Raw genomic sequence first — 4,341 nt, 5'->3', positions numbered from 1 at the left:
CGGGAGAGGGGGTCGGGGGGTGAGGGCTAGCCCGCGCAGCGGCTTCGTACCCCTAGCCCGGCCCTTCAGGGCCGGGTTTTCCCACCCCCTCCCCCGCTGGGGGAGGGGTGTCGCATTCCGCCCCCGAAGGGGGCTGGATCGGGTGGGAGAAGGGGCGGGGTGTGAGGGCCGGCCTTACCCTCACGCCAATGCCGGCTGGCGGCGATTAGCGTATTGCCGGCGCAGCCATTTCTCAAGCTCGATCAGGAGATAGCCAATTAACGCAACTGCCACAATTCGCCACCACGCATCGAGACCGATCGGCGCACTGTACATTATCTGGTTCATCCACGGCAAGTACGTGAAAGCCAATTGCAAGAGGATCATCACTCCCACGCCGACAAACAGCCAGCGGTTGCTAAACACGCCGATTTGGAACATCGAATGGGTGAGCGAACGGCAGTTCAGCACGTAGAAGAGTTCAATTATCACTATCACGTTGACCGCCACCGTGCGCGCTTCGGCAAGACTGGCGCCAGCTTGCAATTCCCATTCAAAGAGCGAGAAGGCGCTGATAACGATCAGTAACCCGACTGCCAGCGTGCGCCAGAGCAAGGTGCTGTCGAGGATCGGGGCATCAATCTTGCGCGGCCGGCGTTGCATAATCCCCGGTTCTTTGCGCTCGGCGGCTAACACAAGGCCCAACGCGGCGACGGTGGCCATGTTGACCCACAGGATTTGCACCGGCAAGACCGGCAAGACCGAACCGATCAGGATGGCGGCCAGAATGACCAACCCTTCGCCGACGTTGGTAGGAAGTGTCCAAGCAATGATCTTGGTCAGGTTATCGAATACGCCGCGTCCCTCTTCCACCGCGGCTTCGATAGTGGCGAAGTTGTCATCGGTCAGCACCATATCCGCCGCTTCGCGGGCCACATCGGTGCCCATCAGGCCCATCGCAATGCCAATGTCGGCCTGCTTGAGCGCCGGCGCATCGTTGACACCATCGCCGGTCATCGCCACGATATGGCCGCGCGCTTGTAACGCCTGCACAAGCCGCAGCTTCTGTTCGGGGGTCACACGGCCAAAGACGGTCGTGCGCTCGGCGGCAGCGCTAAGTTCCTCATCGGTGAGACCTTCAATCTCGCGCCCGGTAAGCACCGCCGGTCTGCGCCCTCGCTCTAGCCCGATCTGCTCGGCAATTGCGGCTGCGGTGAGGGCATGATCGCCGGTGATCATCTTGACCTTGATGCCGGCCTCTTGGCAGGCCCGCACGGCAGTGATCGCTTCAGGACGAGGCGGATCAACCATGCCTTGCAGGCCAAGGAAGGTCAACCCGCTTATCACATCGTGATGCGTGATCGATTCTGTGCCGGGGGGCAAGCAACCGCGAGCAAACGCCAGCACGCGCAACCCCTGCCCGGCCAACGCCTCAGCAGCGCGTTGGATCGCGGCTGCATCGCACGGCACCAACTTGCCGGCAGCGTCGAGCATCGTCTCGCAACGCGCCAAGACAGCCTCAACCGATCCTTTCAGGTAGACCACCCGCTCCCGATCGGGGCCAGCATCGTGGAGCGTCGCCATGTACTGGTGTTCCGACTCGAATGGGATGCTATCGAGCCGCGTCAGCCATTGCTCTTGGCGAATGCCGGCTTTGTAGGCAGCCACCAACAGCGCGCCTTCGGTCGGATCGCCACGCACATCCCAACGACCTTCTGCTTCAACCAGTTCGCTATCGTTGCAGAGCAGACCGGCCCGCAAGCATTCCGCCAACGCCGGATGCGCCGCCGCCGCCGCTGGCGCACCGTGAAGCGTGATTTCACCCTCCGGTTGGTAGCCTGAGCCGGTGGTAGCGAATGATTCACCACCAGCCACAATCCGCTGCACAGTCATCTGGTTTTGGGTCAGCGTGCCCGTCTTATCCGAGCAGATGACAGTCGTGCTACCCAGTGTCTCAACCGCCGGCAGCTTGCGAATGATCGCTTGCCGGCGCGCCATGCGCACCACACCGATCGCAAGCGTCACCGTGACTGCAGCGGGCAACCCTTCGGGGATTGCGCTCACGGCGAGCGCAATCGCGGCAATCAGCGAGTCGATCAACGGCTGGCCGCGCATAAAGCCGATCACCATCGTCAGTGCGGCGAAGCCAAGAATGACAAAGAGCAGCAACCGGCTAAACTCGGCGATCTTGCGGGTCAGCGGCGTTTGTAGATCGTGCGCACTGGCGATGAGCTGCGAGATACGACCTACTTCAGTCTGATTGCCGGTTGCCACCACAATCCCCATCCCTTGCCCGTATGTCACCAGCGTCGAGGCATAAGCCATTGTCACCCGGTCGGCCAGCGCGGTATCGGGTTCGATGGCGGCGTGGGCATCTTTGCTGACCGGCACCGACTCGCCGGTCAGCGCCGCTTCAGCAATCTGCAGATCGCGGGTATGAATGAGGCGCAGATCGGCAGGCACGCGATCGCCGCTATGCAAGATCACCACATCGCCGGGAACCAACTCGGCGGCAGAGAGGCGTATCGTCTTGCCATCACGCACCACCGTCGCTTCCATCTTCATAGCGCGGGCCAAGGCCTCGATCGCCTTTTCGGCCCGGCTTTCTTGGATATAGCCAAGAATGACGTTAATGAGCACCGCGCCAAAGATAATCGCGGCATCAACCGGGTCTTTGAGCAGCAGCGTGATCAAGCTGGAAATCAGCAGAATATAGAGCAGCGGATTATGAAACTGTAACAGGAAGCGCACCAGCGGGCTTTTGCCGCCTTTGGCCGTAATCACGTTCGGCCCGTACTGTTTAAGCCGGCGCTCCGCTTCGCTGGCGCTGAGACCGTAGCGCTCATGGCTGCCTAACGTTGACGTTACATATTCCGGCGACTCGCTGTGCCACAGTTGATTGGCAGTGAATTGCGTCGACGGAGTGGTCATAGGCTCTCCTTTCTACCACGCGCTTAGCAGATCGAGCGGCAGCGACAGCGCCTCCGATTAGCTTGGCGCGTGTTGTGAAGTAATCAATGGTAGCGAGCCGTCCCAACGCCGTACAAACCGGCAGTAACAAATGTAAGAGGCGCGAAAGCGCCTACAACTAGTATATACCGCAAGCTGATACGGAATCCTTGAGATTGCGTTATAGATGGGCAACTGGAAAAAGGGCGCAGGGTGGCGCTACTCAATTGTGATGAACGGTGAACCATCTAGGAGGGGTTGCCAATACAACGAGTTATTACGCTAGAACACTTGACCGATGTGGAGTGCGGCAGTCAAACTGCTGCACTCCACGTTAGTGCTCATCCCTGCCGGCGCACCCGTTCGCATCGCGCGAGCTGGGCCGGCCCCATAGCGATGATGATGGCCAGCGCGATCAGGATTTGCGCCACGGCCAAGGCCGCTAGCGAGCCGCCGATCGCCGTTGCCGCCGTGTTGAACGCGACGTGACACAGCGTTACCGGCCACAAACTGCCGGCGGCGCTGTTGTAGAGCCACGTGTAGATCACCGCACCGGCAATAGTGCCCGCTAACCACGGCAAAAATGGGTAATTCGCCATCGGATTGCCGATCCAGAAAAAGATCGGTAAATGCCATAGCCCCCACAACCCACCTACGATCACGGTGGCTGCCAGCGCCGGGTAGCGTTGTTGCCAGTGCGGCAGGGCAAACCCGCGCCAGCCGACCTCTTCCCACGGGTTAACCAACAGCGAGCTGATCAGGGTAGCGATCGCCGCCGCAACCCGTTTGCCCTGCGGCGCTGGCAGCTCGTCCGGCCAACCCAACAGGGAAGCAAGCGCCTTGGCCAACCCGACGATCACCACCGACCCGCCAACCTCCGCCAGATACCAGATTGGCGCTACCCGCCACCGGAGCAGCGCCGCAAGCAGGGCATTGGCCCGATCCGGCCCATAGTTTGCCCGCGTCACCCAACCGGCGGCCAGCGCCGGCGCCACTGCGGGCAGGATCAGCAACACCTGCCATCCCGGCACCGTAAACGGCGCCACACCCCGCGAACCCAACGCCGCTAGGATCCAACCCAGCCACGCAAGGCCAAAGGCGATCAGGTAAAAGCGGAGAAGGGGAGAGATGGGCATAGGGCGTGTCGCTCAGCAATAAGATGCCATTTCATGCCATCGCAGGCAGTACTCTTGCTGTTATTGCGAGGAGCGCATCCCCGAAGCAATCTCCTGCTCTGGCGAGAACGACCGCTGGAGGCAAAGCCATCGCGCACACGATACCCCAACGATAAGCTACGCTTGCGCTCCCCATCAGGCATGCATCGCGCTATCACGGGAGATTGCTGCGCGTGCGTGCCCGATCAGCGCGGTAGAAGCGATCGAAGATGTGCGGCAAGTCGGCAGGGGCAATGCC

Annotated in this window: 2 protein-coding genes; both read right to left on the bottom strand. The window is 61.1% G+C overall.

The window, feature by feature from the left end; genetic code table 11:
• Nucleotides 1-180: 180 nt before the first annotated feature.
• A complete protein-coding gene (locus tag U9R81_RS07165) occupies nt 181-2,910 on the bottom strand; it encodes a cation-transporting P-type ATPase (protein ID WP_322494817.1) in 2,730 nt (909 codons plus the stop codon).
• Nucleotides 2,911-3,269: 359 nt separating this feature from the next.
• The gene (locus U9R81_RS07160) at nt 3,270-4,064 is read right to left on the bottom strand and encodes a CPBP family intramembrane glutamic endopeptidase (RefSeq protein WP_322494816.1); all 795 of its coding nucleotides are present in this window, start codon (nt 4,062-4,064) and stop codon (nt 3,270-3,272) included.
• Between the last annotated feature and the right edge of the window lie 277 nt (nt 4,065-4,341).

The sequence above is a fragment of the Chloroflexus sp. genome (assembly GCF_034435895.1).
GTDB lineage: Bacteria > Chloroflexota > Chloroflexia > Chloroflexales > Chloroflexaceae > Chloroflexus.
This window is presented reverse-complemented; position numbering and strand designations above follow the sequence as displayed.

Coding starts and splice junctions, on each gene's coding strand:
- U9R81_RS07165 (WP_322494817.1), bottom strand. CDS start 2,910: ATGACCACTCCGTCGACGCAATTCACTGCCAATCAACTGTGGCACAGC.
- U9R81_RS07160 (WP_322494816.1), bottom strand. CDS start 4,064: ATGCCCATCTCTCCCCTTCTCCGCTTTTACCTGATCGCCTTTGGCCTT.